This window comes from Paenibacillus marchantiophytorum (genome assembly GCF_014640555.1).
In the GTDB taxonomy this organism is placed as follows: Bacteria; Bacillota; Bacilli; order Paenibacillales; family NBRC-103111; genus Paenibacillus_E; species Paenibacillus_E marchantiophytorum.
Genome location: NZ_BMHE01000003.1, coordinates 255690 through 280146 on the forward strand (window position 1 = coordinate 255690; position 24457 = coordinate 280146).

Annotated in this window: 17 protein-coding genes and 2 pseudogenes; 6 read left to right on the forward strand and 13 right to left on the reverse strand. The window is 45.0% G+C overall.

Annotation, left to right across the window (positions count from 1 at the left end):
- Nucleotides 1-289: 289 nt before the first annotated feature.
- From IEY34_RS05050 to IEY34_RS05075, 6 genes are all read right to left on the reverse strand, one after another.
- Complete coding sequence (locus tag IEY34_RS05050; RefSeq protein WP_189008481.1) at nucleotides 290-2434, reverse strand: right-handed parallel beta-helix repeat-containing protein; 2145 nt, start codon at nucleotides 2432-2434, stop codon at nucleotides 290-292.
- Nucleotides 2435-2556: 122 nt separating this feature from the next.
- On the reverse strand, nucleotides 2557-4158 hold the full coding sequence (locus IEY34_RS05055; RefSeq protein ID WP_189008484.1) for a response regulator: 1602 nt from the start codon (nucleotides 4156-4158) through the stop codon (nucleotides 2557-2559).
- Between the two features lie 27 nt (nucleotides 4159-4185).
- Nucleotides 4186-5910 (reverse strand): sensor histidine kinase, encoded by a 1725-nt coding sequence (locus IEY34_RS05060; RefSeq protein ID WP_229757475.1) that lies wholly within the window; start codon nucleotides 5908-5910, stop codon nucleotides 4186-4188.
- 120 nt (nucleotides 5911-6030) lie between these two features.
- Complete coding sequence (locus tag IEY34_RS05065; protein WP_189008487.1) at nucleotides 6031-7551, reverse strand: ABC transporter substrate-binding protein; 1521 nt, start codon at nucleotides 7549-7551, stop codon at nucleotides 6031-6033.
- A gap of 63 nt (nucleotides 7552-7614) precedes the next feature.
- The gene (locus IEY34_RS05070) at nucleotides 7615-8505 is read right to left on the reverse strand and encodes a carbohydrate ABC transporter permease (RefSeq protein ID WP_189008490.1); all 891 of its coding nucleotides are present in this window, start codon (nucleotides 8503-8505) and stop codon (nucleotides 7615-7617) included.
- A 16-nt stretch (nucleotides 8506-8521) separates the two neighbouring features.
- Nucleotides 8522-9499, reverse strand: a complete 978-nt coding sequence (locus tag IEY34_RS05075) for an ABC transporter permease (protein WP_373291155.1) — start codon at nucleotides 9497-9499, stop codon at nucleotides 8522-8524.
- A gap of 227 nt (nucleotides 9500-9726) precedes the next feature.
- On the opposite strand from IEY34_RS05075, the gene IEY34_RS05080 reads away from it, so the two are divergent.
- Genes IEY34_RS05080 through IEY34_RS05090 form a run of 3 tightly spaced genes read left to right on the forward strand, consistent with a single transcriptional unit; the run spans nucleotide 9727 to nucleotide 13155 of the window.
- Complete coding sequence (locus IEY34_RS05080) at nucleotides 9727-10566, forward strand: alkaline phosphatase family protein (protein WP_229757476.1); 840 nt, start codon at nucleotides 9727-9729, stop codon at nucleotides 10564-10566.
- Between the two features lie 7 nt (nucleotides 10567-10573).
- The gene (locus IEY34_RS05085; RefSeq protein ID WP_189008493.1) at nucleotides 10574-12202 is read left to right on the forward strand and encodes a DUF4091 domain-containing protein; all 1629 of its coding nucleotides are present in this window, start codon (nucleotides 10574-10576) and stop codon (nucleotides 12200-12202) included.
- Nucleotides 12199-13155: a metallophosphoesterase family protein gene (locus IEY34_RS05090; protein WP_189008496.1), complete on the forward strand. Its 957-nt coding sequence runs from the start codon at nucleotides 12199-12201 to the stop codon at nucleotides 13153-13155. The genes IEY34_RS05085 and IEY34_RS05090 overlap by 4 nt, the downstream gene beginning before the upstream one ends.
- Nucleotides 13156-13646: 491 nt before the next feature.
- On the opposite strand, the gene IEY34_RS05095 is transcribed toward IEY34_RS05090, so the two are convergent.
- The 5 genes from IEY34_RS05095 to IEY34_RS05115 are packed head-to-tail and all read right to left on the reverse strand — an operon-like array spanning nucleotide 13647 to nucleotide 19073.
- Entirely contained in the window at nucleotides 13647-15008 is a 1362-nt protein-coding gene (locus tag IEY34_RS05095) for a F390 synthetase-related protein (protein WP_308422979.1), read from the reverse strand.
- A complete protein-coding gene (locus IEY34_RS05100; RefSeq protein WP_189008499.1) occupies nucleotides 15005-15880 on the reverse strand; it encodes an MBL fold metallo-hydrolase in 876 nt (291 codons plus the stop codon). The genes IEY34_RS05095 and IEY34_RS05100 overlap by 4 nt, the downstream gene beginning before the upstream one ends.
- Nucleotides 15849-16841, reverse strand: coding sequence for an NAD-dependent epimerase/dehydratase family protein (locus IEY34_RS05105; RefSeq protein ID WP_189008779.1), 993 nt, complete (start codon nucleotides 16839-16841; stop codon nucleotides 15849-15851). Before IEY34_RS05105 ends, IEY34_RS05100 begins: the two co-directional genes overlap by 32 nt.
- Nucleotides 16838-18091: an ATP-grasp domain-containing protein gene (locus IEY34_RS05110; RefSeq protein ID WP_189008502.1), complete on the reverse strand. Its 1254-nt coding sequence runs from the start codon at nucleotides 18089-18091 to the stop codon at nucleotides 16838-16840. Before IEY34_RS05110 ends, IEY34_RS05105 begins: the two co-directional genes overlap by 4 nt.
- On the reverse strand, nucleotides 18081-19073 hold the full coding sequence (locus tag IEY34_RS05115) for a beta-ketoacyl-ACP synthase III (RefSeq protein WP_189008504.1): 993 nt from the start codon (nucleotides 19071-19073) through the stop codon (nucleotides 18081-18083). The genes IEY34_RS05110 and IEY34_RS05115 overlap by 11 nt, the downstream gene beginning before the upstream one ends.
- A gap of 177 nt (nucleotides 19074-19250) precedes the next feature.
- Between IEY34_RS05115 and IEY34_RS05120 the strand changes: the two genes are divergently transcribed.
- Nucleotides 19251-19502, forward strand: a complete 252-nt coding sequence (locus IEY34_RS05120) for a hypothetical protein (RefSeq protein ID WP_189008507.1) — start codon at nucleotides 19251-19253, stop codon at nucleotides 19500-19502.
- A gap of 90 nt (nucleotides 19503-19592) precedes the next feature.
- On the opposite strand, the pseudogene IEY34_RS05125 reads toward IEY34_RS05120, so the two are convergent.
- Nucleotides 19593-20697 (reverse strand): annotated as a pseudogene (locus IEY34_RS05125) (FG-GAP repeat domain-containing protein).
- 1518 nt (nucleotides 20698-22215) lie between these two features.
- Nucleotides 22216-22314, reverse strand: a pseudogene (locus tag IEY34_RS36575) (polysaccharide deacetylase family protein); the annotation flags it as partial.
- Between the two features lie 216 nt (nucleotides 22315-22530).
- Here IEY34_RS36575 and IEY34_RS05130 point away from each other — a divergent pair.
- Both IEY34_RS05130 and IEY34_RS05135 read left to right on the forward strand, forming a co-directional pair.
- Nucleotides 22531-22863 (forward strand): BlaI/MecI/CopY family transcriptional regulator, encoded by a 333-nt coding sequence (locus tag IEY34_RS05130; RefSeq protein ID WP_373291158.1) that lies wholly within the window; start codon nucleotides 22531-22533, stop codon nucleotides 22861-22863.
- Complete coding sequence (locus tag IEY34_RS05135; RefSeq protein ID WP_189008513.1) at nucleotides 22860-24341, forward strand: M56 family metallopeptidase; 1482 nt, start codon at nucleotides 22860-22862, stop codon at nucleotides 24339-24341. The genes IEY34_RS05130 and IEY34_RS05135 overlap by 4 nt, the downstream gene beginning before the upstream one ends.
- Nucleotides 24342-24457: the final 116 nt, after the last annotated feature.

The following is a 24457-nucleotide window of genomic DNA, read 5'->3' on the forward strand; positions in this document are numbered from 1 at the left end:
CAGTTCAATAAATCTCCAAAGTAGCCATTTTCACCTATATAAGCATCGTACAGTTCATTAGATGCCCTTTAAACCGAAAACCCTCAAAGCAAAGAAGACTGCGGTAGACGCCAAGAAGGGGTAAGCTTCGCTCACCCCAAACCCAAAAACATATAAATTCCGACGAAAAATCCCAGCCAGCAGCTAGGTCATTTATGAGCGTGATGAATACGATAGCTGCTAGGGCTTCTCCCCTAATTTCTCAGCACCTTATCCTATTCACCGAGCAACGCCCCTCCTTAAATTTTATTTAATTAGTCAACTCATTATTGCTTGTTTTCATATCATTCGTTTTCAGCTTCATGATTGCTACCTGAAGGGTATTATAGGCAATTGTATACGCTGGAGCCCCGGTACCTGCATCTGTTGTATCTATCCCATGCAGTGGTTTATTCGTTATTATTTGGCTATTCTTAATGGTAAATCCCTTCACTTTGGAAGGTTTTGTTGCCCCTGCAATTGAACCCACTTTTATTAACGGTGTTTTGGTTGCCGTGAGATTTGTAGCATTAAAAATGCTGCCTAGAATGGATAGCTGCTTCACCCCTTGAATATAAATGGCTGCCGCGTAACCAACATCATTGGAAATCTTAAAGTCAGCATTATTAAAAATGATATCAGGTTCCCCATACATTTCATTAATCGTGAAGATCTTGCCTAAGGAGTGGAACGAACAGTCATTGAAAACATATTTGCCAGCTTGATTAATACCCAATCCAACAGACTCATTGGTTGTCGATGTGAACTTGCATTTATTGTAAGTGCCCGCTGGAAGTGTCGTCCCGTTGTAGGCATTATAATCTTGCACAACTACTTGGTCATAGATGTTTTGGTCCGTTCCTTTGCCGCCCAACGCAGAAAGTTTGGTTAAACCCTTTATGGTAACATTGGATAGTCGAACTGGACGGTTGCCAACATTTAAGGAAGTAGAAACGGAGGTATCCGTATTGGTCATCGTAATTTGATCTACTTTCGAGCCAAAAGGGTCTGTATTATTCAAATTCAAATTACTATTAATAAAAGTTGCATTAGTTAACGTATTGCTTGTTGCCAATAGATTCACTTCGGCGTTATGAAAAGTGTTTTGATCTGCAACTCCTGTACCCGCCATTGTCAGTCCGCCTTGATGAAAAGTGTTGTTTTTAACGACAGTATTTGGAAATGCCTTGTAAATGTACACATTTATATTGCTCTCGAATAGATTATTGCTTATTGTCGCCGTGTCTCCATCAGCGAATACAATGTCTCCACCTTTATTATCGTAAAAGCGATTATTGTTTATCGTGATGTTCTTGTTGGGGAAAAACCCCCCCGCCTCTGAATCAATGCCATATTGAGGCGCTGTACCTTGGATATCATGAATTTTATTATTCGTGATCTCAATCCCATCTACGCCTACAAGTGAGATGCCTTGTCTTCTGTTAAATGCGGATTCCGAGTTTTTAATCGTTACATTTCTTGAAACATCATTACTGAACAATTTCACAAAAAAATTAGCCAGATCCGTTGAACTGAAAACAGGGTAAAAGCTGCTCGCATTAGAGGGGATTTGAACGAGATCAATGCCAAATCTGATTTGTTTAACGGCAGAAACATATTTGCCATCTTTATTATAGAAATAGACATCATATTGGTTGCTTGAAGCAGCTTGAGGCTGCTCGTAAGCAAAATATTGTCTCCCTTTAAATAATGGATTAGTGAGGTCCACGGCCGTTTTACTTCTTATCTTCGATGTGGAAGGAATAAACTTGCCCAACGGATCAATATCTCCTCTAAGGTAGCTCTTCCCGTAAGTACCTTCAATGCCAACGATAGATCCGTTGATCGATATGCCATCCCCAGTAAAATGAGTGGTTCGAACGCCGTCTATGGTTAATTGGTACGCTCCTTCCGAGGAGATTCCGCTGCCAAATTCATGAGTCCCATAACTCGAGGAGTTATCTTTCTTGCTATAGTTATGAGTATCTTTGTCTCCTTTCAATGTTCCGCCTTTGATAGTTGCGTTGTTCACGCCATAGCCCACATAGAAGGTTCTATAATTCTCAAAACCATTCGATTCTTTTTGAATAACCGCTGCATCATCCAGTAAGAAAGTCATCTGACTAACCATGTTGATTTGAGCTTGCGAGTCATTCGGACCAGTTCCTTTACTGATTAAATAAGTACCCGCTGGTACTTTGAAAACTTGATATCCTTGTTCATGCGACCATTGCAGCGCTTTATTGATCCCAGTCGTCGTTTCGACAGGATGAGTGCCATCGTTATATATGTGCCATCGGGTAAGCTCTAGGTTGTACGTTCTGGGGTTGGCAATTTCTTCTGAAGACGCATTAACCATAAAAATTTGAAAAGAAAACATAACGAGTAGGAATATGGATACTGCATTTTTCGTCATTTTTTCACCATCTTTTTGGATTTATGTCGAGACTTGATCTATTATACATGATTAAATGGAAAATAGTTGGAAGAAGTCTCAAACTGTATCCTATTCGTGAAAAAAACACAATTGATGTCGTGTTAGCCGATAACCTCCACTTGTTTCCGGTAATGTTGGGGTGTACAGTGATACAGCTTTTTAAACATTTTCGAGAAATAGGAAAAATTACTATAGCCAAGCGATTTGGCGATATCTGAGATTGGAATGGTTGAATTTCGAATCAGTTCTTGAGCCAACTTCATGCGTTCGATCAAAATATAGTCCGTTATCGATTCACCCACCTCTTTTTTGAACAAACGAGATAAATAGGCTGGATTCAAATGGACATATTCAGCCAGTTGCTCCCTTGTAATTATTTCATTGAGATGATCTGCGATGTAGCATTGAATTCGTTGAATAACGGAGTCATTTTGATGCAAATAGTCGCAGACCACAGCGATTAATTGCAACGCCCATGATTGAAGCTGTTCTAACGAACGTGGTAATTTGCCGTTGAAAATATCCTGATGATCCTGGAGAAGTTCATGGGCGGATAAACCATTTTTATGCAAGATGTAATGAATCATTTGAAGAAAACCATGATAGAAGGCATGCAGCGCATTGGCTCCATATCGCGGATCTTCGCGAATCTCCTTCAGATTGCGGGCAATCTCTCTCTCCATCTCTCCCCGTTTACCCTGCTCAATCAGAATCGTCCAGGCGGAGAATTCAGGAAGCTTCGGCATCAGTTGGTTAGCTTGATACTCGTGCTGCCAGTAGATCTTGTTCGATTTCTGCAAATTATTATATTCCATATCGAGCAGTTTGATATAGGTTTCACGTATCCCCACTAAATCTGAAGGCTCGCCTATATAGCAGGAAATGCTGCAGCTAAAATACTGCTTGCATGATGCTATGTACGTTAAGCATTTGTCATTAATGCTCGCATAGTCCATCTGCTCTTCCTGTTCCACAAAGAATAGAACGACATTTACGCCTTGTTTGGTCTGGATCACTTCCCCTTGAAAACCGCTTAGCAGGACCTCGGAAGCTGCGTTGCGAAGCGCATATTCCAACAGTTCCTCGTCGCCTGTGTCCAAATCGCGATCCCAGGACTCGACACTAATCACGATGGGCAAGATGCGCGACTGCGCGGTGAGGGGCAAATGATGATCCGCAATAAACTGTGACACCTCATGTGGTCTGCAAACCATTTTTCTCGCGAATAATTGATTCCAGAACGTATCGCTTAACACCGATTTATTCTTTATCCAGAGCTCATAGTAAGGCTTGTATTGCTCCCTCAATTGGTGGAGTTCTTGGTCATGTGCAATAGATTGCAACGCTTTGGCGATGGTTGCTTGCAAGACACTAAACTCGATCGGCTTGAGCATATAATCGAAGCTATCGAGCTGAATGGCTCGCTGGACGAAATTGAAATCAGCATGTGCGGTAAGGAAGATAGTCTCTGTTGCCGGGGAATGCGCGTTAACCCATTCCAGCAGCTCAATCCCTGTTCCCTTGGGCATTTCAATATCGCAGATCAGAATATCTATGTTCGTTTGCTCAAATACTTTCATCGCCTCACGAATGTTATAAGCTTCATATACTTCAGAAATATTCAGTTCTTGCCAATTCAGACCACTTTTAATGCCCAGTACTGCATAGATCTCATCATCCACAATAAGTGCTGTTCTGTTCATGGATATCCTCCTTCAAAGCCGTTTCGACTAGACAAATGAATCCAAGTTACGAATTGGCATGCGAATTGTGATACAGGCACCTGAATCTGGCAAATTGGTGAATTGAAGACTTGCCTCCTGTCCGAAAATATACTGGAGACGATGATAGACATTCCATATGCCCAAATGTTCATCACTCTGTGATAGGAAATATTGCCCCGATCGCAAGTGAGCTAGAATGTCAGGGTTGAAGCCGCTCCCATTGTCAGAGATCACAATCTCCATGATGTGCGAGTGTTTCTCCGATGCAATCTGAATATCCAGATGAAAGGGATGCTCCATGAAGTCGAAGCCATATTTCATACTATTTTCGATGAATGGCTGAATAATCAGCGGGGGAATACACCTGGATTGCAGCGAGTTTTCAACTTCAAAGTTATAGGTTATGCGATCTGGGAAACGCAATTGTTGGATTTTGATGTAACTTTCCATATGCTCCAGCTCTTCAGCAATCGACACGACGTTGCGATGAGTTTGGGTGGTAAAGCGAAAATATTTGACTAAATTTAAGCTCATCAATTGAATGATATCGTATTTCTGAATTTGCGCCAGATTATAGATAATATTGATTGAATTCAACAAAAAATGAGGGTTCATTTGAAGCTGCAAATGCTTCACTTCTGCTTTATGCAGTTTAATTTGCTCTTCGTACACGTGAATTTTCAAATCATGGATTTGTGCTGCCATTTCGTTGAACGTTTCATTAATAATCGTGAATTCTTTGGTTTGCGAACGTGCAAGACGCGTGCTCCAGTCGCCATGCTTAATCTTCCGCATCCCCCGAATGAGATTGGAAATCGGCCTCAAAATCATTTTATTCAAATAAAATACATAAAAAATCAAGACGATGGCCGCCAGAAATGGCAGCATGAAAATAAAGCCGCGAAAATAGGTTAATTTCTGAACCAACTTTTCTTCCGGAATAAAAGCGCTTAACATCGTGTCTGTACCCTTAATCGGATTGGAAACAACGATATACTTTTTATCGCCCATAAGGACTAATTGGTAGGTATCTTGACTGCCCTCTGGCTCTATGGCAAGCGCTGTTGACATCTCTTTATTCGAAATAATCTTCCCTTCGTCGGAGATGAACGAAGCAAATCCATCGGAACCTAATTGAATTAAGTCCAAAGGAATCATCAAGTTCTTTAATTGAACGGAAGCACCCAAATAATAGCCTTCTCCTGTATCTACCAAGCGGACTAAAGCGTACTGATCCCCGTATTTAACCGCTTTCCATTTTTGAAAATAGATGCTCCCAGGCTTTGCTTCTCTTAACAATTCTTCCAGCGTCGTTTGAATCGTAATTAACTCTTCATAGGATTTGGCTTTGATCGCTGTATTAAAAATATCTTTATTTTGAACGGAATAAATAAACTGGAAATCGACGCTGCTGTCAAAGCGGTGATAGCGATTCAGCTCATTAATAATCCGCTCCTTGGTGAGGATATACTCGGTTGGATCATGGATAACACGGGACAATAGTGAGATATTGGGGTCTTCGTAAGCCAAATTATATAAGAAATTCGTTTCTCGATTTAGTTCTGCCTGTATTTGATTAGAGTACAGTATAATCGCATTCTTGTTCGATTCAGCCACCTGCTCTCGGACTGTGCTCAATGCGAATAAGTTATTGAAAAGCAGTAAAATTAACAAAGGAATAGCAATGGTAATAAATCCAATAATCAGCTTGAATCGAAGAGAACTCATCATCTATTCAGGTCTCTCCTAACCAGTGGGAATACAATCATTATAGTTAGTTTAGTGAAAATAAGGAATCCCCACCCCTATGGCGATTACATAGAGGCAGGGTTTGCAAGGAAGCTATGCGAACTATTTTTGTGAAGCTGACCATTCTTTCAATTGTTTCTCGACTTCTTCTTTCACACGAGCATAACCAGCAGCAGCCCTCTTCTCTTTCCATTTGGCGATCGTCTTCTCAGCATCTACGGCCCCGGTATAGAGGGATTTAAATTCGTTTTCGACATTCGTAATGGAGGCCATCTCCGACTTCACAGGCTCTTGATTGAACGTAAAGCCAAGCGCAATCGAGCGTTCCGAACGGGCATTGAACTCTTTGAACAGCTTCCATTTGTTCGGATCTTCATTGGCAAATAGATAGGAATTGAATTGATTTCCGAACATCCAGCCGCCTGGATTCGGGTATGTTTCTGTATCTGCCGTCATGCCTGCCGGATAGTCGATAATCGTATCGGATTTTTTCACATAATGCTTGTTCTCAAGACCCCAATCCAGCATATTCACCAGTTTGGCATCCGTATATAGCATGTTGAGGAACATCATGACTCTCGCTGGATCCTTGGACGTTCGCGAAATTCCTAGCATAGCGCCTTGCGCATCGCCAGTTGTTGTAAATGGCGCAGCCGTTTCGATTTGAACAACTTCGGTGCCTGATGTAAGACTCATCTCTTTATCTTTGCCAGGCTTCAAGGATTGCGCGACGGCAAAGCCTTTGCCGGCTTTAATCATATTCATCGCCTGATCCGAATCCGAGGTGAGGACGTCTTTATCAAACCAGCCATTTTTGTACCATTGATTCATACGTTTATAAAAATTAAGGACATTCGGATCCTCTAGCGTATCTACAACTTTAAGCTCTTTGCTTCCGCGAGGAATGGCTAGGCCGGCCACGAGACCGTCATAGTTAGCCGCATTCCAGATATTAGAAAATTTACTGCTTATGATTGGCGTTACACCGGGTTCATTGTCTTTGATGTTTTTGAACATCGCTTCCAACTCGTCCATAGATTTGATACCTTTGGTATCCATATTGTATTTATCAACTAATTTTTTGTTCAACAAGAAACCAAAGCCTTGACCGAATTCCTTATTCGTAGGCAGTGCGAAGAGCTTGCCGCCAATGCGTGAACCTTTGATGAAGTCTGGTCCCAGAACGCCCGGAATATCTTTGCCGTATTTCGACATGAGATCATCCAATTCAAGGTACTGACCTTTGGCAGCATCCCTTGGATAATAGTACCAACTAGCCGTAAACATGAGGTCAAATGGTTCATTGGATATTTTCATTAAATTCGTTTTGTCATCCCAAGAACCCCACTCGATAGGTTTCAATTCAATCGTTGCGTTAATTTTCTCCGTTAAATATTTGCTCATTTCCGCTTGGACTAAAGCTAAATCTTTCGGAGCGGAAGCCGGATACACAAGCGTAATTTTGTATGGAGCTAACGTTTTGGAACCAGAATCTGCTGCCGTACTCGCAATTGGAGCTGCTGATGTTGACGGTTCCGCTTTGTTCGTTTCTTTGCTGCAGGCCGACAGTGTGAATGTGCTGCCGATCAAGAGTGCTGCTGTGATTTTGAAAGTCTTCTTCATGGATCTTTTATCCCCTCTCAATGTAACTGCCTTGTGAATGACCTTTCCTGCTTGCAGTCAGCCTTACCCTTTTACGGCTCCGCTGGTGATTCCACTTATGTAATATTTCTGAAAGAACGGATACGCCAGTAGCAGCGGGCCAATTCCGACGATAGCTAACGCCATACGCACGGTTTCTCTTGGCATTTTGGCTAGCAGTTCACCGGCTTGTGCGGATGAATTGGATTTCATGATGAGATATTGAATATTTGTAAGCGTCTTCGTCATTAAATATTGAATATTATAAAGTGCCGGTTTATCTATAAACAGCATGCAATTATACCAATCATTCCAGTAGGCTAACGTTGTAAACAATCCGATGGTTGCCATTATGGGCAACGAAAGTGGAATAACAATTTTCGAGAAAATTTGAATTTCGCTGGCGCCATCAATCGTTGCTGACTCAATCACCGATTCCGGGATGGAATTTGTGAAAAAAGTACGCATTAACAGAATGTTAAAGGCACTTAACAGCATACCAGGGATGATCATAGCGAGCATCGAATTTTTCATAGGCAATAGATTCACGAATGTCATATACCATGGCACCATCCCCCCACTAAACAACATAGTGAAGAAGATGTAGAACGCTAAACTTCTCCGGAACGGCAAATTTACGCGTGATAACGGATACGCCATTAGCGTAGTAATAAGTAAACTTAACATAGTCCCGATAATCGTGCAAAAGATTGTAATCCCATAAGCCTTGGTAATTTCAGAGAAATTAAAAAATAGAAATTCATAGGCGGCGAAGCTGATTTTGCTTGGAATTAAGGAATAGCCGTTAGATTCAATAGACGATTCGTCCGAGATGGACACCATGAAAATAAGGAGAAACGGCAGTAAGGAACCAATGGTGAATAACCAGAAGAAGACATGAATACTTGCTTGACTGAGCTTGTTCGTCTTAATCATCAAGGTACACCCTTTCCTAGAATAAAGCTTCTTGTTTATTCACTCGACGCACAGCATAATTGGCTGCCAGGATGAGGAAGAAACATACGAGAGACTGATAGAGCCCTGCTGCGGATGACATGCCGATATCCCCTAATTGTCCCATAGCTCGATACACGAACGTATCAATCGTATTGGTAGTCGAGATCAAAGCGCCTGTATTCATCGGAACTTGATAGAACAAGCCAAAGTCGGACCTCAGAATGCCACTGACCGCTAATAGGGTCATCGTTGTGATGATGGGCGTAATCAGCGGTATCGTGATTCGTGTCATCTGTTTCCACTTATTCGCGCCATCGATCGTGGCAGCTTCATAGTACTCTTTATCGATGCCTAGCATCGCAGCAAAATAAATGATGGATAAGTAACCTACATGTTTCCAGGCATTTACGATAACGAGAATATACGGCCAATAACCTGCTTCACTGTACCAGGAAATAGCTTCTTTCTGAAACCATTTGCCCATCAGTCGGTTGACGAGACCATTCTCCATATTTAGGAAGCTGTATACCAAATAGGCAACGACAACCATCGAAATGATATGCGGCAACAGAAACGTACTTTGATAAAAGCGTGAGATGACTTTGTCTTTGATTTCATTGATGAGAAGTGCGGCTAACAAGGCCAAGATCAAATTGAGAATAATGAAAACCACATTATATAGAATCGTGTTGCGTGTGATGATATAAGCATCTGGCGAATTAAACAGAAATTTGAAATTATCCAATCCCACCCATTCACTGCCCCACATGCCTTTAGCAAAATTATAATTTTTGAAGGCAAGCACTAAACCGTACATCGGTATGTAATTGTTGATGAATAAGTACAGTACGCCCGGCACCGTCATCAGCAGCAGCCATTTGAACTTATTTAGTTTTCTTAGCCTGACTTGCATTTTTCTCTTCGCTGATGTTTCATATTTCGGTTGTATTGAAACGGTTTCAATTCCTTTCATGAGCCCACCCTTTCTGTCCAACGATCGCTTACAGTGCCATTATAGTACATCCAAAATCGCCTCGACCACTAGGATCATGACTTCGTAATACGACAATGGTGACTTGTTAATTGAAACCGCCATAGCGATATTGACAGTGGAAATAGGACTCTTTATGCTAAAAACGAAATGTTCTTTCTATAAGTAATAATGCTGCTTTCGCTTTCAAAATAAGGAGGTTTTGCACAATGTTTATTCATCCTGTTAGGCGTGTTTTTATCCTAGGTATGGACGGTGCTGGTTCGTTTATTCAACACACGGCTACGCCACACCTGGATTCTTTTCTGGCTCAAGGAGCTTTCACATTTGAAGCTCAAGCAGAATCGCCTACGATTAGCGCGCAATGCTGGGGATCCGTCCTGCATGGCGTGCATCCAGAGAAACATTTACTGACTAATGACATTGCAGCCAGCGAGCGTTATTCCGCGGATTCGCCCTACCCTTCCATCTTTCGCTTGGCTAGAGAAGCTTGGCCGGAAGCCAAATTAGCCTCCTTTGTCGGGTGGTCGCCCATTAATGAAGGAATCATTGAAGAAGGTCTTGCAATACATAAAGTGTCTCTGCCGGATGAACAGCTTGTTAGTGCGATTGAGCAATATTTGATTCATAATCAAGATGTCAAACTACTCTTCCTGCAATTGGATGAACCAGACGGCTCTGGACATAGACATGGCTATGGGCCTAATTCTCCTGACTATTTGCAAGCGATTACCAACTGTGACCGCTTAATGGGAAGGGTTCTTGCTTCACTAGAGAGTTTGAACTTACTAGCAGATAGTCTAGTTATTGTGTTAACCGATCATGGCGGCGGCGGCGCTGATGCCTATAATCACGGCAGCGACCATCCGATGGATAAACAAGTATTCTGGGGATGCGTGGGGCCGGGCATTGAAGCTGCTGCGGTGCTTCCAGCCTTGTCGATCATGGACACAGCGGCAATAGCTGCCTTCGCACTAGGCTTGGCAGCTCCCTCAACTTGGGATGCGCAGCTGCCAGAATCCTTGATTGGCCAATCTAGAAAGAGGTGACGACAACATGATCTATCAAATTTTTAGCGCGAATGAATGGCTCTATCCAGATCAGGTTATTAACGATTCCTGCAATCAACGAATTTCTCTCGCTGCGGCAAGAGGAACCCGTGTAGGCTGTCAAATCCTGATACAAGGCTTGGCAATTGGTGCCAATCTGGCATGGAGCTTTCATCCTAGTACGAAGACTGCCTCATATCAAGACAACATTGAAGTATTTCGAATGAAAGACGTACTCGTCAATGAGAACACAGGTCCGCAATACTCGACCATTCCAGTAGGGACGCCCGCTGACTATGTAACTCGTCTGGCCCCTTTTCGCGTATATGACGCTTTACAACGAATCGATCAAGCCTTGATAGTTGATAGTTCAACGGAGGCTCTATATGTCTCATGGCATATTCCCTCTCGGATCACGCCTGCCGTTTATCCGGGAGAACTGCATCTCCAAATCGACGAACATCAGATCATCATACAAGTCGCGCTCGAAGTTTTCCTGGCAACCGTACCTGAACGAGAAACACTTGCCATCACGAACTGGTTTTCCAATATAAATGCAGCCACCTATCATGGTCTAGAGCTTTGGTCGGAAGATCACTGGCAGATGATCCGCCAGTATGGGGAAGCCATGCGAAGAACACGCCAAACCCATTTTTTAGTTGATTTAGCGCTTGTTGATGTGCATGATTATGAGGGAACATACACATTTGATTTTGCTAAAATCCAAAGATACATCGAGCTCTTCCTGTCCCTTGGCTTCTCCGGCATTGAGGCTGGACATCTGGCAAGCAGGCTTGGCTGGGATGATCCCGCTTACGTGCTCAGCTACAAGCCGGAAATCCAAGCTACCTCACCAGAAGGCTATGCGTTCCTTGCTCAATTTCTACCGGCATGGCACCAATTTCTCCAGATCAATGATTGGTTGGAGCTAACCATTCAACATGTGGCTGATGAACCGATTCAAGAATCTGCGAGCGATTTCCGTATACTATCCAGCATCGTACGCAAGTTCATGCCAGGGGTTAAACTCATTGAAGCTATGATCTATCCTCATATCGAAGGCTCTATCGATATCTGGGTGCCAACGAATGAAGGATTCGACAAGCATCAAGAACATTTCGAACACCTTAAGCAGCTCGGAGAAACCATCTGGTTCTATACGTGCTGGAATCCCGGAGGTCATTACTTAAATCGTTTCTTGGATCTGGCTCTCCTCAAAACGCGTTATTTGCATTGGGGCAATTACAAATATGGCTTGCAAGGCTATCTCCATTGGGGTTTCAACATGTATTTGGACGATCAAAATCCATTTGAATTGACCTGCCCATTCCTCGCGCCAGGCGTGCATGCCAAAAGAGTTCCTGCCGGAGATACGCACATCGTCTATCCAGGTTCAGACGGTCCCCTTCTAAGCATGCGGCTAGAAGCAATGCGCGCTGGAGTGGAAGATTACGAGCTTTTTCAATTGCTTGCTGAAGTCAATAAGCCTTTGGCCGATGAGATTGTTCAAGCTTGCATGACAAGCTTCACGGAAGTGAATACGGATACTGTCAACTTCGAGGACGTTTATCGTCGATTGCTCGAAGCCATTTCGGCCAATTGTCACCCACAAGATAGAAATGAGGTTGCACTATGAAAAAACAACTACGATTTCGCGCAGACGGTACCTTCAAAATTGTCCAATTCACCGATGTTGAATTCAGCGACAGTCAAGCTGATGATGAAATCAAAATGAAAGCGATGATGCAGCGGATCTTGCAGTCTGAGAAGCCCGATCTAGTTGTGTACACGGGGGATGTGATTGCAAGCGGCGGCAGCTCCGACGTCGCTCAATTATTCCGCAATGCCGTGGAGGTGCCTGAACAAATGGAGATTCCGTGGGCTGTCGTTTTCGGGAATCACGATTCCGAGACCGTCAACATGACGCGTGAGCAACTGCACGCGCTTCAGTTGACTCATCGGTTTTGTTATGCGAAACCCGATCCGCCACTGGTTGACGGTGTGGGCAATTACGTCATCACCATTCAAGATAAGCATAATGATCCAGCCGCAGCGCTCTATTTCCTTGACTCGGGCAGTTACTCTCCGCTTGAGTATTCGCGATTAGGATTCTATGACTGGATTCGCAGAAGCCAAATCCAATGGTATGTCGATCAATCCTATCGATTAACCGACCAGAATGGCGGGCAGCCCTTGCCTGCGCTTGCCTTTTTCCATATTCCTCTACCGGAATACAATGATATATGGGATTTCAGCCTCTGTTATGGACAAAAACTGGAGAACAGCTGTTGTACGCCGTGGATAAATACAGGTTTTTTTGCGGCGATGGTGGAAATGGGTGATGTCATGGGGACTTTCGTGGGGCATGATCATGGCAATGACTTCTGGGGGACCTTGCACGGGATTCGTCTCTGCTATGGCCGAACGACGCGGAACGCCTATTTGAATCGCCCCTTCCTGACGGGAGCCAGAGTTATTGAGTTAACGGAGGGTGTCCGTGATTTTCAGACTTGGCTCCATCTGGAGGATGGTTCCATCGTCAACGCGCAGCCGGAGCATCTGCCTGAGGGACGCAAACTCCGCGTTTAGTTACTTTTTGTGCGCAGGCAATGTTCCTTGGCCTAACGAACTCAATGAGGCTTATTCGAGCAAAATTGTTGACCCGCTGTCCGCAGGCTGACATGTCAAAATAAAAATCGTACCTTGCTTATGCCTCACCTTCCTGAACAATATCGAGGCTCTCTTTTCGCAAACTTCTAGTGGGAGGGAACTACAGTGCGCTATTTAGGCAAATAGCAGGGGTGCTGGGGCAATAGCGGAACTACAGGGTCTTATTTCCACGAAAAGCGTTGAATCTCCCTTCAAAAGTAAAAATAGCGTACTGTAGTTCCCTCAAACTCGCTTTATTGACACTTTTTACTAAAATAACGGACTGTAGTTCCCTCTGCCTAACGATAATGACACTTTTTGCTTGAATAGCGGTTGGACGGTTCCCTTATCTCCAATCAAGGCAACTAGGGCAACTCCTCGATCACTCCAAAACACTTAAGAAAAGACCGCGAAGAAACGCTTCATCACTGTCACTTAAACACATCATTATGCGCTTTAACAGTATCCGAGAGCTGGAACCGACGTTCCACCCGTCTCAACTTCCGTAAACCAGGCTCATACTCGAGCCTTGTGAACTGCAACTTAGGCGCAGCACAGGCCATTTGATCGCACAAACGTTGTATCGATGCAGTGATTCGTTTGGACACACTGTCTCTTAGATCGTCATCTGCCTGCTGAAGTCGAAACGAGATTTGTACGGTATCAACGGTGTGTTGAACAGCAAGGTACTCCAGCACTTCTTCGGCTGCTGAGATGATGCAGCGGCTAATAAAATCAGGATATACAGCAATAAACGCTTCACCCTGCTTGGCATGAAAGTAAAACAAATCGTCGCAGCGACCCTCAATTCGCGCCAAGGCCATATGGGTCGAACCACAAGGACAGGGTTCTGTACGCTCTGTCAAAATATCATGCAAACGGTAGCGTATAATCGGTTGAGTCGTTCGCGAAAAGTCCGTAATGATGGGGATGAACCTTCCAGAGTCGGCATCCAAGTACTCTTTCTGTACGGCAACGATATCTTCGTTGATATGCAGAGTCCCGTGGACGCATGAACTTGCCAGAAATCCCTCCGTGCATTGATAAATTTGGTGAATAGGCAGGCAGAATGCGGCTTCGATATGCTTGCCATCCAGAGGATCGAGCACCTCTGCAACCGCGATAAGCTTGATAGGCCGGATATGCAGAGTTCCTTCCTGCGAAGCTGTCGCCAGCAGCCGCAATATGGATGGCGGCGCTGCAATAAGGCTGGGTTGTTGCTTGTTCAATTGATCTATATGCGCTTGGAGGGAGTTGAGCAGATCATAAAATTGGAACTGCAGCCTGCGGCTTCCAACACTGCCATAGAGGTTGCTGTCGGCTCTGAGAAAGAAAGCAATTCGCTCGGGATGCAGCAGCGAGTGCGGCAACACTTTTGCTAAAATCGTGCCTGCCCATGCCAGCCGTTCATTTCGGCTCACAAGAAATAACCCCCTGTTGCCGGACGTACCGGAAGACATGCCAATGGTAATTGAACCTAACATCGGAGTGAAGTCACGGGTTTGCTCAGCACGCAGCGCAAGCTCGAAAGCCTGCTCTTTCTTTATTCCTACGGTATTTAACTGATTAAAATGTGTCATCATGTCTGATTTTTCGATCGTCGGAAACTGTCGCCAATCGGAATCAGGCAGATTCGCCCAAAGCTTTCGGTAGTAGGGTGACTTCTTGCGAACATTACGGATATGGCGGCGAATACGCTTCTCCTGCCATTGCTCGGCGAGTGCTCCCCCTCTTCGCTGCATGCGATATTTGGTTTTCAAGTAATGCCAAACCATGATTAATTTCTCCATCATGATCTGCCACCGCGGGGAACAAGCTCCTCCCACACCTCACTGCAATGCGATGGAATGATTCTTATATCTGGGTATTGCTTATGCAATTGGTAAATTCGCGCAAAGCTTTCTTGATATTGATGGCGATCAGCCATGATAATTCCCGCCAACCTGTGCGGAAGCAAATGCTCCCGATATGCGCGGCTGCTCCACACCGCGTCAGCGCATAAGAAATAAGTTTCAGATCCAGTGGACAGCAGGAGTCCAATCTGACCTGTTGCATGTCCAGGAACATCAACAGCGATCAGACTTCCGTCTCCCAGAATATCGAGTCCCCTGCTGAACGGAAATCCCTCAGGCAGATCTATGCGCTGCGTTTCGTCAAAAGGCTGCGATCTCGCTTCGAAATCGCTCGGCAATAAACCCGGCAAATAGCCCGCTATCACCGCTTTCCAGCCGCTGCGGTGGCGAACGGCATCATAGGCTTCCTGTGAATAAAGAAAGCGGGCATTCGGAAAATCCTGCAATCCCGCAACATGGTCCGCATGGAAATGTGAGAGGATAATATAGCCAATCTCTTCAGGCGCAATCCCCTGTTGGCGCAGCTGATACGCTGCGCTTTCTTCCGTCTTATAAAAAACCGGCGTCATCCTTGCATACAGAGAAAATGGCCATTTGCTTGTTTCATGAAAGAAGCGTTCCGTATAGCCAGTATCGAACAAGATATACCCTAAGCGCGGATGCTGAATAAGTGCGAATAACGCAGGAAATCTGACGGTCTGCAGGCTGCCGTCACGGATTGTAACTCTTTCAGTATGCGTGCAATAACCAGCCGCCATGAAGGAACACATGACATCGACCTTAACGATGTTGCTTTTTGTACCATGCTGCATAGATGTCTATTCCTTTCTTGATGGATATATCCGGCTTGTATCCCAACTGCTCTCTGGCGGCTGAAATATCCAGCGTCTGGTTGCGTCCGAGAAGTCCTACACTATATCGGGTTAGCAGCGGCTCCTCAGCACTCCCAGATAGTTTGGCAGCCAATTCCATCATTCCAGCGATCCAATAAGCCAGTTGATAGGGAACCGTTCTACTCCTAATCGGTTCTTCCAATCTATCGAATAACTGGATAAGTACTTCGCTGAACGACGAAGGTTCTCCATTCGTAATGTTGAACTTGCCCCCTAGTGTAGTGGCCGGAGCCTTCATACATAACAGCAAGGCCTGAATCACATTATCGATATAGGTTAAATCAATGATGGCGCGTCCGCTTCGAATGAGCGGAAGCTTCCCTGCACGGTTCGCCTCAATCAAACGCGGTACAATAGCTTGATCACCTGGGCCAAAGATAGCGCGCGGGCGAATGGTAATAACCGGAAGTCCAGCTTGAAAAGCTTTGTCCACTTCCACCTCAGCAAGTCGTTTCGTCTCTGCGTAGGCATTGGCTGAGCGACGTGGAAGGCGATCTGATTCATGAATATTGAGCCTGTCCTTATAGTCAAAATAAATACTTGGTGTCGAGACATGAATAAGCCGCTGAACCCTGCTCCCCAAGCATCCATCAATGATATTGCGTGTTCCAATAACATTGCTGTCATAAAAATCGGTATATCTGCCCCATAGAGATGACTTGGCACCGCTATGGAACACGATGTCTTGCCCTGAACAGCTCTCTAAAGTCGCTGTCCGATCTTCCAAATGGCCTGGCAAAAAAATGATTCCCTGCTTCGCAAGTTGCGCTCCAATCTGCAGATTTCTGCCTGTTGCCGTGACGTTATGTCCAAGATTGTGCAAGGCTATGGCCAGCTTTTTGCCTAGAAAGCCCGTTCCTCCGGTGACTAAAATGTTCAGAACATTTCACCCCCATTCCATTCGATATCCATCGTAGAAGCTTCCATCACCGAGATGCGATGCCGCACGCCAAGCCGCCAATTCCAGTGAATGAGCCGGAACTGCTGCCAGAATGGCCGGAAATCGCGGGCGCGAAATACGACATCTTCACCAGAAATGAGAAACCGCATCCAAGCTCTGATCTTTTGCCAAGATCGGCCTTTTAGGCAGTTGGCAGCCCCAAAACTTAACATGGCCATAGTAATTATTGCCCTTCTTGAAGGGTGTGGTACGATCCGTGTCGGCAGCAGTTGATCCGCTTCCACAAGAAAAGCACGGTCCAGCCGGTCTTCAGGGGTGAACAAATGAATCCCGCTAGTCGCTCGCGGGTTGCATTCCAGCGGATAAATCTCGCCTTCATCTGTCACGATGAAATCAAAGGCAATTTGTCCTGTGAAGTCTTCCTCCCTCACAAATCGTTCAACCCATGCATCAATCTGACGATGCTGGGCTGGCTCGAAGGCTATGCAGGCGCCTCGCCCGACTGTGAACCCGACGGGATATACGGCATGTGCCGTTATCTGGCCTTGATGAACTACGCTGTAGCTGCAAAATCCTGCTCCCTCTACGAATTGCTGTGCTACCCACGGTGTCGCCGCTGATAGGTCCTCGTCTCCCAAGTGAAAAGTCGTTGTCCAGCCGTTCGCCGTGACCTCCGCCACATGAACTTTACTCGAAAATCGGGAGAAGACCGGCTTGAATACCCACTTGCTGGACGCCTTCGCATTGTTCACCGCTGCTTCCATGAAAGCCAGACCTTCTTGCTTGGATGAAAGCAGATGGGTGCCAGGAACAGCCAAGCCAAGTTCCTGCACTCGAAGGATGAACTCCCACTTGCTGTGAAGCCGTCTCAGTTTCCCGAGCGGCTCAACGAAAACTTGGCAGTATGCGCCTAAATACGCTAAACCTCCAGAAATATAAAAAAGTTCCTCACACATGGGTATTAACCACTCTATTTGCTCCGTCTGAATAATGTTTCTTACATCATCAAGATACGCCTGCGGATCGGAAACAGGTTCCTGCACGAGATAGCTTCGCTTGACAGCGCGTGAGTGCTGACACAAATGTTCCTTGCAGCTCTCTGCCACGAAGATTTCATGTCCGTTGGCCGCCAGCTGCCGGGCCAGGTCAAGCGTTGCCGGAGCTCTCCCGCCAGTCAGCAGAATTCTGCTGCCAACTGAACTAGACTGAGCCTGCTTCCTAATAATCAAGAATCATCCCTCCGATGGATAATCCCGCTGAAGTTCCCAACAGCATCAATCGCGATCCCCGTGTGATGCGCCCTTCGCGAATCGCTTCATGCAGTCCCATCGGAATCGAGGCGGCAATCGTGTTGCCATGTGTTGGCGTAATAAACATCAATTGCTCTTCCGAAATTCTCAGCTTTCTACGGATAAGACGCATAGCCATCGCACTTCCTTGGTGTGGAATAACGACCTGAATGTCTTTCATCGCGCAGCCCGCTTCCTGCAGAAGCAAAGCAACGAAGCTTGGCAATAAGCGCGAAGCCATCTTGTAAATCTCCGGTCCGTCCATCTCAAAAAGGAACGCTGCTTCCTCCTTCGTGGATAAAGCCGGCATTCTCGTGCCGCCGCCGCGAATTTGCGACAAATGAGCCCCTTGACTGTAAGTCTTCATTGCCGAACTTAGAATACGCGAGCCCTCTTGCTCGCTGGAAGCCTCAATAACGACGGCTGCCGCTCCGTCTCCGAACAAGGCTGCACTTTCCTTATTCGACCAATTCAAGCCGATCGACGCAATCTCCGTAGATACTAGCAGTATCCGGTGGTAACGTCCTGAGGTCACCATATAAGACATCACGTCAAGAGCGGTTAAAAAGCTTAAACAAGTCGCATTGATATCAAAACAGGGTACCCCAGATTTCTCCTGACCTAACGCTCGCTGAATTAAGGAAGCTGTACTTGGAATGGGCTGCTCCATCGTACCGCTGGCACAAACTAGGCAATCGATGTCAAGAAAGTCGAGATTAGCCTGCTTGAGCGCTTCTACTGCAGCGAATGCTCCCATCTGAGAAGCGCTCTCATCTTCAACGAAATGTCTCCGCAAGACATTTGTTTTCTTTTCGACCCAGCCAGCGGGGACGCCAAGCAATAGATCCATCTCTTGGGCGGTCACGACTTTTTTCGGTAAATATTTGCCAGTGCCTGTTATTCGAATATGTCTATTATGCATAGTGAAATCTCCCCAAACCTAAATGTCGAATCTTGTAATATCTATTCTAAACGATTCTTTCCATACGAACAGTACTATCTTTATCTACTACCTGATCTCCCTCATTCCATAATAAAACGTTATACATTGCACACTTTGACATATACTCAAGTATTCTTTCGTACGAAACAGGTCGGGATGAATCTATCCGAAGGTGAGGCGAAGCTAATGCTGAAGAAGCTGGAATCAGATGCGGACCTATTTGCCGCAGCGTTGTCACAATCTTCGGTTTCCGTGTGGCAGACGGATATAGACGGTGTTTATTGCGAAGTAGATCGAGGCATCATCGACAGGTTCACGAAAAACTCAGTAAGGTTAACTACCATCCAGGATGAGATCGCTTATTATTTTCGTGATGATGGCACCCTGTTTCGTGTGGAGACTGAATGATAAATAAGAGGCTGCCCGTCAGGTTTTTCAACCTTATAAGGCAGCCTCGTTTGTTATCTGATTGAGTTGTTGGATCACGATTTAAATCAGTTACAGCGGAATCTCTCCGCCAGGATATAAGGTCGAGCTGGATAGTCTTTTTGGCTGAGTTAATGGAACGCCGGACGGTTTTTCCTTGATGTCATAAGGACGGCTCGCATAGATGACTGCTTTTTCATCGTTATAAATGATGACTTGTTCGGTTGCCCCACCCAATAAAGCACCGTGTACCGCGTAGCCTATAAACGGAAATTCCGTGACGACCTTCATTTCACCATCATATAAATTTGGAAATACGCCGCCACCGCGACGATAGGCCAAAATATAGTCTGCTGAACCTTCCTGCCAGCTCCGCAGCGGTTCAATAATCGTCAACCAACCATCCGTTGTCCGGTCTTCCTTCCACAGTTCTTGCCCGTTGCTGTCCAGTAGAAATAAAGCATCCTTCCCCTTCAATCCTTTACCGTCATCTTCTCGGACAAGTCGATCCAGACCCGCAATTTGCAGACCAGATAAATCGCTACGGAAACGACCAAGTGCGATATGCTGCGATTCTATCGAACCCTCATAACGCCACAGTTCCTTCCCATGGCGATCATACATGACCTTCACGCTGCCGCCGATAACGAGTTCCGGCTCCCCATCCCCGTTTACATCACCAACCCAAATGACGGTCAAGCGCCCACAAATGATGATAACGGTCTTTCACAATAATATCTCCGGCGAAGTCACCACCTGTTAGATTAGCTACAATGTTACAATCATGCGCTTCTGGACTTGGCAAATCGTGAACAGTCTTCACTGTTCCATTTTGTCCGTTCAGGATCATAAACCTTCCATCCATGACGCACAAAACCTCCAGATGGCCATCGCCGTCAATATCAGCAATTTGTGCTTGATAATTTGAGCCGCGACTCCCTGCTCCTGAATCTGGTTTGCCTGTCTGCCACAATAAATGTCCTTCAAGATCGAACGCAGTGAGGCACTGTAGCTGATGAGGGATGTACCGTACATCCTGTCGATTGTCAGGCTGCACCAACAATATTTCCATGCGCCCGTCTCCGTTCAGGTCACCAAGCAGCATTTTGCAGCGCTGACCTGCCGCCCTGGTGTCGATGCTCCCTAGTAGAAATGGTTCCTTGTTTACTTGACTCATGCGCAATCCTCCTAGCACGCTAATTTCCAGATAGAGCGATGATTTACGTCCAGAAACATCGTAAACAACTATTAGTTTACGCACAATTGGACATTTTTGCTCGGCTGATCAAATGTCTTGGATTTTTTGCAAATTTATGACTTTCTTGTCAAGCTCAGAAAAACCGAGCCTGCGGCTAAGTCACAAAGTCAATGAACCTTGAGGAAAACCAAGCCCCTTAACGAACTGAATACCCTTTATTCGGCCAAAATCACTCATTCTGAAAATCTAATGAATTTCAGATGCTCTATTTCAAGCAAATGACCATCATTCTGCCAATTAAGTACCGGATAGCGCCAACTCCGTTCATTAAATTTCTAAAGTAGCCATTTTCTCGTCTATAAGCATCATACAGTTCATTAGCTGCCCTTGAGATCGAAAACCTCCAAAGCAAAGAAGACCGGAAACCTCCAAAGCAAAGAGCCTGTGGTGAACACCAATATGAAAAACCGAGCCTGCGGCTAAGTCACAAAGTCAATGAACCTTGAGGAAAACCAAGCCCCTTAACGAACTGAATACCCTTTATTCGGCCAAAATCGCTCATTCTGAAAATTTAATGAATTTCAGATGCTCTATTTCAAGCAAATGACCATCATTCTGCCAATAAAGTGCCGGATAGCGCCAACTCCGTTCATTAAATTTCTAAAGTAGCCATTTTCTCGTCTATAAGCATCATACAGTTCATTAGCTGCCCTTTAGATCGAAAACCTTCAAAGCAAAGAAGATTGAAAACCTCCAAAACAAAGAGCCTGTGGTGAACACCAATATGAAAAACCGAGCCTGCGGCTAAGTCACAAAGTCAATGAACCTTGAGGAAAACCAAGCCCCTTAACGAACTGAATACCCTTTATTCGGCCAAAATCACTCATACTGAAAATCTAATGAATTTCAGATGCTCTATTTCAAGCAAATGACCATCATTCTGCCAATTAAGTACCGGATAGCGCCAACTCCGTTCATTAAATTTCTAAAGTAGCCATTTTCTCGTCTATAAGCATCATACAGTTCATTAGCTGCCCTTGAGATCGAAAACCTTCAAAGCAAAGAAGATCGAAAACCTCCAAAACAAAGAGCCTGTGGTAAAGCCAATAAATAAAAGGTAAGCTTCGCTCATCCCAAAAACATATAAATTCTGGCGTGTTAAGAAAAACAGCTTTGCCGGCTAGAAAGATTTGCCTGAAATTAGCGACCAAACCTTATAAGAGAACCCTAGGACGCTATTGTGGCAATTAGCAGGAATGCGAGGGTCATAGCGGAACTACAGTATCTTATTTCTGCAAAATTCCCAATTCCCACAGAACAATCAAAATAGTACTGTAGTTCCCCTACCGCAACTCGAGGAAGCTGAAGTAACTCCGCATTTCCTCAAAAAAAAGAGGCAATGACGCGTTACAAACTCGTCATCCTCGTATTGGTCTCAAAACTTCCGTTGTTCCCCACTTTTCACTTCCACTGGCTGACCGTCAACACTTAACCAGAAATATCTACCAACCTTCTATCCGCATTTCTACCATCATCATAGCTCATAGTCAGAGCCTTGTGCCGTCCCCCAGGATAACACATCAGTACTTTGGTCAAATGGATCTTCCCCTTCAGATAAAGTTGTCATGATGTATTCCCCTTCAACCATCAGAAATCCTGCTTAGGCTCCTCTTCCATTGTCTTAGATGTGCAGCTTGACTTGCGTGGATTACACATGTAATATAGTGAATGTATTACAGCTGTAATCCAAATAAACAAGGAGGTAAACCTGTGACAAGTGTCCCCCATATTTCAGATGCCGAGTGGGAAGTTATGAAAGTGCTTTGGGCCAAGACACCATGTACGGCTAATGAAGTCATTGAAGCATTAGCTGATCAAACGGATTGGAAACCGAAAACCATCAGAACGCTTTTAAACCGATTGGCCCTCAAGCAAGCCATTTCTTATTCACAAGAGAACAAAGTATATGCCTATTTCCCCTTGGTGTCCGAAGACGAATGTGTGAAGTCCGAAACCACATCTTTCCTGAAACGCATATATGGCGGTGCTTTTAAGCCTTTGCTTGTCAACTTTTTGAAAGAGGATCACCTCTCTCAGGAAGATATTCAAGAATTGAAAAATATTCTGGATGACAAAACAAAATGAAACAGTTAACTGAACAATTGATTCAGCTCTTTGATTGGGTTTGGTCTGTTTCGACGATGACAAGTGTTTTGGTTGTGCTGATTATTGGGATGCAGAAAGTGCTCAAGCATCGACTCAAACCAAGATGGCATTACCTTATGTGGCTTTTGGTGATTGTCCGATTAATTCTACCCTGGGGCTTAGAAAGTGAATTCAGCATCTACAATTGGGTTGGGTATACAGATTCAGTCCACTCTGCGATAGATGTTAATCAAGAAGTAATTAGCCAAATTACTAACACTCAACCAACTGCAGCCCCATCTATGTATCGAATTTTATTCGCAATTTGGCTGATTGGTGTATGTTCTTTAGGTACTTATACGATCTGGATCAATCGTAAATTTGCTCGCAAGATACAACGTGAAACGGTGATGATCACCGATGCGCGCATACGTAAACTTTTCAATCGATCCAAAGTCATGATGTCGTTTCAAAGACCTATAGTGCTTCTACAATCTGATGAAGTAGCGACACCTACTCTTTTTGGCCTTATAAAGCCCAAACTCATTATGCCGAGATCTATTCTTAACAGTTTAAATGACGATCAATTGCAGCATGTGTTCTTGCACGAACTTGCCCATAGCAAACGAAATGACATCGCCATCAACTGGCTCATGCATGTTCTGCTTATTATTCATTGGTTTAATCCAATTCTTTGGTATGCCAATCGTCGCATGCAGGAAGATCAGGAAATCGCTAGCGATGCTCTCGCCCTCAACTGCTTACCCCCTGAACAAAGTCAGGACTATGGCTATACGCTCATCAAGCTGTTGGAAAATTTCACTCAACCTAGGCGTGTAGCAGGGAACGTCCATCTTTCAGGAAATAAAGGTCAACTACAAAGGAGAATTACCATGATCAAACAATTCAAATCCAATTCCTATCGATGGTCATTTCTTGGCCTAGCCACCATTCTTATTATTAGTGGATGTACCTTAACCAATCCTAAGGGCACTGAGACAGCGGCTCCCCAAGCATCAAGTACCAAAGTGTCCGAAGAAAAATCAACGCCGACTGTGCCGCAAACAACGCCAACTGGTGTTACAACGCAACAAACCGATTTGGCAGGCGGCATACAAACGCCAGCCGCAGATAGTAAGCCAAAATCTGAGACATCTGCAGCTCAGTCTGCTGTGACTGTGGAGAAAACACGCCCTGCAGCTTCAGATGGCACAGTGCGAGTTATACCGACTGAGAATACTCGTGCAACTGCTCCGGTTGTTGAGCAGCCTGCTGCGGTGAGTGATCAGCGACAACAGCCGAGAGCTGTACCTTCTGTCAAGGAGCTGCCTTCTGACTCGGGAGTCAAGCCGAAAGCGGCTGCTTCTGTAAGAAGTCAACCCTCCGCCGCAAAGGAAGAGCCGCAACAATCGGGCCCTGTCAGAGCCCTCCCTCAGGTAGCCGAAGATAAGCCGACTGCTGCGCCTGCAGCTCCATAATTGCCATGCTGAGCGGATTCGCCAACTCGTTTCATTTCCCAAAGCCCTGCATCGATTGCGATGCAAGGCTTTGGCTACGTCATCACTGCTTTTTCAGCAGTATTAATCGAATCCTT

Coding starts and splice junctions, on each gene's coding strand:
- IEY34_RS05050 (WP_189008481.1), bottom strand. CDS start 2,434: ATGACGAAAAATGCAGTATCCATATTCCTACTCGTTATGTTTTCTTTT.
- IEY34_RS05055 (WP_189008484.1), bottom strand. CDS start 4,158: ATGAACAGAACAGCACTTATTGTGGATGATGAGATCTATGCAGTACTG.
- IEY34_RS05060 (WP_229757475.1), bottom strand. CDS start 5,910: ATGATGAGTTCTCTTCGATTCAAGCTGATTATTGGATTTATTACCATT.
- IEY34_RS05065 (WP_189008487.1), bottom strand. CDS start 7,551: ATGAAGAAGACTTTCAAAATCACAGCAGCACTCTTGATCGGCAGCACA.
- IEY34_RS05070 (WP_189008490.1), bottom strand. CDS start 8,505: ATGATTAAGACGAACAAGCTCAGTCAAGCAAGTATTCATGTCTTCTTC.
- IEY34_RS05075 (WP_373291155.1), bottom strand. CDS start 9,499: ATGAAAGGAATTGAAACCGTTTCAATACAACCGAAATATGAAACATCA.
- IEY34_RS05080 (WP_229757476.1), top strand. CDS start 9,727: ATGTTTATTCATCCTGTTAGGCGTGTTTTTATCCTAGGTATGGACGGT.
- IEY34_RS05085 (WP_189008493.1), top strand. CDS start 10,574: ATGATCTATCAAATTTTTAGCGCGAATGAATGGCTCTATCCAGATCAG.
- IEY34_RS05090 (WP_189008496.1), top strand. CDS start 12,199: ATGAAAAAACAACTACGATTTCGCGCAGACGGTACCTTCAAAATTGTC.
- IEY34_RS05095 (WP_308422979.1), bottom strand. CDS start 15,008: ATGATGGAGAAATTAATCATGGTTTGGCATTACTTGAAAACCAAATAT.
- IEY34_RS05100 (WP_189008499.1), bottom strand. CDS start 15,880: ATGCAGCATGGTACAAAAAGCAACATCGTTAAGGTCGATGTCATGTGT.
- IEY34_RS05115 (WP_189008504.1), bottom strand. CDS start 19,073: ATGCATAATAGACATATTCGAATAACAGGCACTGGCAAATATTTACCG.
- IEY34_RS05120 (WP_189008507.1), top strand. CDS start 19,251: ATGAATCTATCCGAAGGTGAGGCGAAGCTAATGCTGAAGAAGCTGGAA.
- IEY34_RS05130 (WP_373291158.1), top strand. CDS start 22,531: ATGAAAGTGCTTTGGGCCAAGACACCATGTACGGCTAATGAAGTCATT.
- IEY34_RS05135 (WP_189008513.1), top strand. CDS start 22,860: ATGAAACAGTTAACTGAACAATTGATTCAGCTCTTTGATTGGGTTTGG.